Below are 5,213 nucleotides of genomic sequence, written 5' to 3'. Positions count from 1 at the left end.
AAGTAGGAGAGAGATTGAAACACGATCATAGACATATTGGACAACAGCATACAAATTAAAGAGAGTAAGGTGATCTTAGGATCACGAATAAACTAGCTAACTTTTTACAATATTAAAAATATACGATGAAGAGTTTGATCCTGGCTCAGGATGAACGCTAGCGGCAGGCCTAACACATGCAAGTCGAGGGGTATAGAGAGCTTGCTTTCTAGAGACCGGCGGATGGGTGAGTAACGCGTATGCAACCTACCTTTTACAGGGGAATAGCCCGGAGAAATTCGGATTAATGCTCCATGGTTTATAGATGTGGCATCACATTTATAATAAAGATTTATCGGTAAAAGATGGGCATGCGTATCATTAGCTAGTTGGTGTGGTAACGGCATACCAAGGCGACGATGATTAGGGGTCCTGAGAGGGAGATCCCCCACACTGGTACTGAGACACGGACCAGACTCCTACGGGAGGCAGCAGTGAGGAATATTGGTCAATGGAGGCAACTCTGAACCAGCCATGCCGCGTGCAGGATGACGGTCCTATGGATTGTAAACTGCTTTTGTACGGGAAGAAATGTAATTACGTGTAATTATTTGACGGTACCGTAAGAATAAGGATCGGCTAACTCCGTGCCAGCAGCCGCGGTAATACGGAGGATCCGAGCGTTATCCGGAATTATTGGGTTTAAAGGGTTCGTAGGCGGTTTAGTAAGTCAGTGGTGAAATCTTGCAGCTTAACTGTAAAATTGCCGTTGATACTGCTAAACTTGAATAGTATGGAAGTAATTAGAATATGTAGTGTAGCGGTGAAATGCTTAGATATTACATGGAATACCAATTGCGAAGGCAGATTACTACGTACTTATTGACGCTGATGAACGAAAGCGTGGGTAGCGAACAGGATTAGATACCCTGGTAGTCCACGCCGTAAACGATGGATACTAGCTGTTCGGTCTTCGGATTGAGTGGCTAAGCGAAAGTGATAAGTATCCCACCTGGGGAGTACGTTCGCAAGAATGAAACTCAAAGGAATTGACGGGGGCCCGCACAAGCGGTGGAGCATGTGGTTTAATTCGATGATACGCGAGGAACCTTACCAAGGCTTAAATGTAGATTGACAGGTTTAGAGATAGACTTTCCTTCGGGCAATTTACAAGGTGCTGCATGGTTGTCGTCAGCTCGTGCCGTGAGGTGTCAGGTTAAGTCCTATAACGAGCGCAACCCCTATTGTTAGTTGCCAGCGGGTCAAGCCGGGAACTCTAACAAGACTGCCGGTGCAAACCGTGAGGAAGGTGGGGATGACGTCAAATCATCACGGCCCTTACGTCTTGGGCTACACACGTGCTACAATGGCCAGTACAGAAAGCAGCTACCAGGCAACTGGATGCGAATCTCAAAAGCTGGTCTCAGTTCGGATTGGAGTCTGCAACTCGACTCCATGAAGCTGGAATCGCTAGTAATCGGATATCAGCCATGATCCGGTGAATACGTTCCCGGGCCTTGTACACACCGCCCGTCAAGCCATGGAAGCTGGGGGTACCTGAAGTCGGTCGCCGCAAGGAGCTGCCTAGGGTAAAACTAGTAACTAGGGCTAAGTCGTAACAAGGTAGCCGTACCGGAAGGTGCGGCTGGAACACCTCCTTTCTAGAGAAAAAAAGAGGTTGGTTTATTTACTCTCGCTGTTTGTTCAAATAAAAAATAAGTAATATACAGAGTCTCGTAGCTCAGCTGGTTAGAGTACTACACTGATAATGTAGGGGTCGGCAGTTCGAGTCTGCCCGGGACTACTAATTATATTACGCGGAAATTCTAGAGGTTGGTTAAACCGTTGAAAGTTACTGTTAACTGTAAACTGTTAGCCGTAGACCTGAAATGGGGGATTAGCTCAGCTGGCTAGAGCGCCTGCCTTGCACGCAGGAGGTCATCGGTTCGACTCCGATATTCTCCACAGATCCGAGAGGATAAAAGTTCATTGACATATTGTAACGACAAATACAGTTAGATAGTAATAGAAATATTATTGTTTAAATAAAAATTTTATAGAAAGTACGATTCGAAAGAATTGTAAGCACATAAGCAAAATAAGGGCGTATGGGGAATGCCTAGGCTCTCAGAGGCGAAGAAGGACGTGATAAGCTGCGAAAAGCTACGGGGATTGGCACACACGAATTGATCCGTAGATATCCGAATGGGGCAACCCACTATGTTGAAGACATAGTATCCGATAGGAGGCGAACCTGCTGAACTGAAACATCTAAGTAGGCAGAGGAGAAGAAAACAAAAGTGATTCCGCTAGTAGTGGCGAGCGAACGCGGAATAGCCCAAACCAATGTTGTTACGGCAATATTGGGGTTGTAGGACCACGACATTTCTTGCGGATTGAATTAGAATAACCTGGAAAGGTTAACCGAAGAGGGTGATAGTCCCGTATAAGTAAGAGAAGATAAGGATAGTGGTATCCTGAGTAGGTCGGGGCACGTGAAACCCTGATTGAAACTGGCGGGACCATCCGCTAAGGCTAAATACTCCTGAGAGACCGATAGTGAACCAGTACCGTGAGGGAAAGGTGAAAAGAACCGTGAATAACGGAGTGAAATAGAACCTGAAACCATACGCCTACAAGCGGTCGGAGCCCATTAGTTGGGTGACGGCGTGCCTTTTGCATAATGAGCCTACGAGTTACCGTTGCTGGCGAGGATAAGTGATTAAGTCATGGATCCGTAGCGAAAGCGAGTCTTAATAGGGCGCTTTAGTCAGTAGTGGTAGACGCGAAACCGTGTGATCTACCCATGGGCAGGTTGAAGTTTAGGTAACACTAAATGGAGGACCGAACCGTTTAACGCTGAAAAGTTTTCGGATGACCTGTGGGTAGGGGTGAAAGGCCAATCAAACTCGGAAATAGCTCGTACTCCCCGAAATGCATTTAGGTGCAGCGATGATCATAGTTACTTAGAGGTAGAGCTACTGATTGGATGCGGGGGCTTCACCGCCTACCAATTCCTGACAAACTCCGAATGCTAATTAATGATAATCATCAGTGAGGGCATGGGTGCTAAGGTCCATGTCCGAGAGGGAAAGAACCCAGACCATCAGCTAAGGTCCCCAAATGTATGCTAAGTTGAAAAAACGCGGTTTGATTGCCCAGACAGCTAGGATGTTGGCTTGGAAGCAGCCATTCATTTAAAGAGTGCGTAACAGCTCACTAGTCGAGCGATCGAGCATGGATAATAATCGGGCATAAGTATACTACCGAAGCTATGGATTTACGTTTTATACGTGAGTGGTAGGGGAGCATTCTATCGACGCAGAAGCCGTATTGTGAGATATGGTGGAGTTTATAGAAAAGAAAATGTAGGCATAAGTAACGATAAGGGGTGCGAGAAACACCCCCGCCGTAAGACTAAGGTTTCCTGAGCTATGCTAATCAGCTTAGGGTTAGTCGGGACCTAAGGCACACCCGAAGGGGGACGTCGATGGCCAACGGGTTAATATTCCCGTACTACTAATAATTGTGATGGAGTGACACAGTGATGAAAGCACCGCGAACTGACGGAATAGTTCGTTGAAGCACGTACCTATATTTCTTATAGTAAAATGCGTAAGAGATGGAGAAATGCGATAGTACTCAGCGTTTTCGAACAACGAGATAGTGTGCCTAAGGGCTGTCAAGAAAAGCTTCTAAACATAGATTATTAGTACCCGTACCGTAAACCGACACAGGTAGTCGAGGAGAGTATCCTAAGGCGCTCGAGAGATTCATGGCTAAGGAACTAGGCAAAATAGACCTGTAACTTCGGGAGAAAGGTCGCCAGCGCAAGCTGGCCGCAGTGAAAAGGTCCAGGCGACTGTTTATCAAAAACACAGGGCTCTGCAAAATCGTAAGATGAGGTATAGGGCCTGACACCTGCCCGGTGCTGGAAGGTTAAGAGGAGATGTTATTCGCAAGAAGAAGCATTGAATTGAAGCCCCAGTAAACGGCGGCCGTAACTATAACGGTCCTAAGGTAGCGAAATTCCTTGTCGGGTAAGTTCCGACCTGCACGAATGGTGTAACGATCTGGACACTGTCTCAGCCATGAGCTCGGTGAAATTGTAGTATCGGTGAAGATGCCGATTACCCGCAGTGGGACGAAAAGACCCTGTGCACCTTTACTATAGCTTAGTATTGTTCTTGGATAAGTGATGTGTAGGATAGGTGGGAGACTTCGATCCTGCGTCGCCAGGCGTAGGTTAGTCATTGTTGAAATACCACCCTTTGCTTATTTGAGATCTAACTCTGCGTTGCAGAGGACATTGCTTGGTGGGTAGTTTGACTGGGGTGGTCGCCTCCAAAAGAGTAACGGAGGCTTCTAAAGGTTCCCTCAGCACGCTTGGTAACCGTGCGTAGAGTGCAATGGCATAAGGGAGCTTGACTGGGAGACTAACAAGTCGATCAGGTACGAAAGTAGAGCATAGTGATCCGGTGGTTCCGCATGGAAGGGCCATCGCTCAAAGGATAAAAGGTACGCCGGGGATAACAGGCTGATCTCCCCCAAGAGCTCATATCGACGGGGGGGTTTGGCACCTCGATGTCGGCTCGTCACATCCTGGGGCTGGAGAAGGTCCCAAGGGTTGGGCTGTTCGCCCATTAAAGTGGCACGCGAGCTGGGTTCAGAACGTCGTGAGACAGTTCGGTCTCTATCTACTGTGGGCGTTAGAAATTTGAGTGGATCTGATTCTAGTACGAGAGGACCGAATTGGACCAACCTCTAGTGCATCTGTTGTCTCGCCAGGGGCATCGCAGAGTAGCTACGTTGGGCAGGGATAAGCGCTGAAAGCATATAAGTGCGAAACCCACCACAAGATGAGATTTCTTTAAAGGGCCGTTGAAGATGACAACGTTGATAGGCTATAGATGTAAAGGCAGTAATGTCAAAGTCGAGTAGTACTAATAGCCCGTAAGCTTATGTGTATCTCCCTCTACGTTATGTAGAGGGAGGGCAACTTTCTAAAGTTAGTTATGTATTTGTTAAGTTATAATATACAATATTAGTTATAGGATCCTTTTAGGAATTTATAACAACCGCTTTAGGGTGGTTATTGCGGCGGGGCTCACCTCTTCCCATTTCGAACAGAGAAGTTAAGCCCGCTAGCGCAGATGGTACTGCCACATGGTGGGAGAGTATGTCGTCGCCCTTCTTTTGAAAGCCTGATTACGCAAGTAGTCAGGCTTTTTTTT

2 tRNA genes and 3 rRNA genes are annotated in these 5,213 nt (G+C 47.0%); all 5 read left to right on the top strand.

Features of this window, described 5'->3' with window-relative positions:
* Window positions 1-122: 122 nt before the first annotated feature.
* The 5 genes from HX062_RS15930 to rrf all read left to right on the top strand — a co-directional run bounded on the left by HX062_RS15930 (window position 123) and on the right by rrf (window position 5,173).
* Window positions 123-1,640 (top strand): 16S ribosomal RNA (locus HX062_RS15930).
* 69 nt (window positions 1,641-1,709) lie between these two features.
* Window positions 1,710-1,783 (top strand) — tRNA-Ile (locus tag HX062_RS15925).
* A gap of 87 nt (window positions 1,784-1,870) precedes the next feature.
* Window positions 1,871-1,944: transfer RNA gene (locus HX062_RS15920), tRNA-Ala, on the top strand.
* Between the two features lie 122 nt (window positions 1,945-2,066).
* Window positions 2,067-4,946, top strand: a 23S ribosomal RNA gene (locus HX062_RS15915).
* A gap of 117 nt (window positions 4,947-5,063) precedes the next feature.
* A 5S ribosomal RNA gene (gene rrf, locus HX062_RS15910) occupies window positions 5,064-5,173 on the top strand.
* Together the 16S, 23S and 5S rRNA genes with 2 tRNA genes alongside form the textbook arrangement of a ribosomal RNA operon.
* Window positions 5,174-5,213 lie beyond the last annotated feature (40 nt).

The sequence above is a fragment of the Myroides sp. DF42-4-2 genome, assembly GCF_030326445.1.
Lineage (GTDB): Bacteria > Bacteroidota > Bacteroidia > Flavobacteriales > Flavobacteriaceae > Flavobacterium.
The sequence above is the reverse complement of the archived record's forward strand: the minus strand, read 5'-3'. Positions and strand labels throughout refer to the sequence as shown.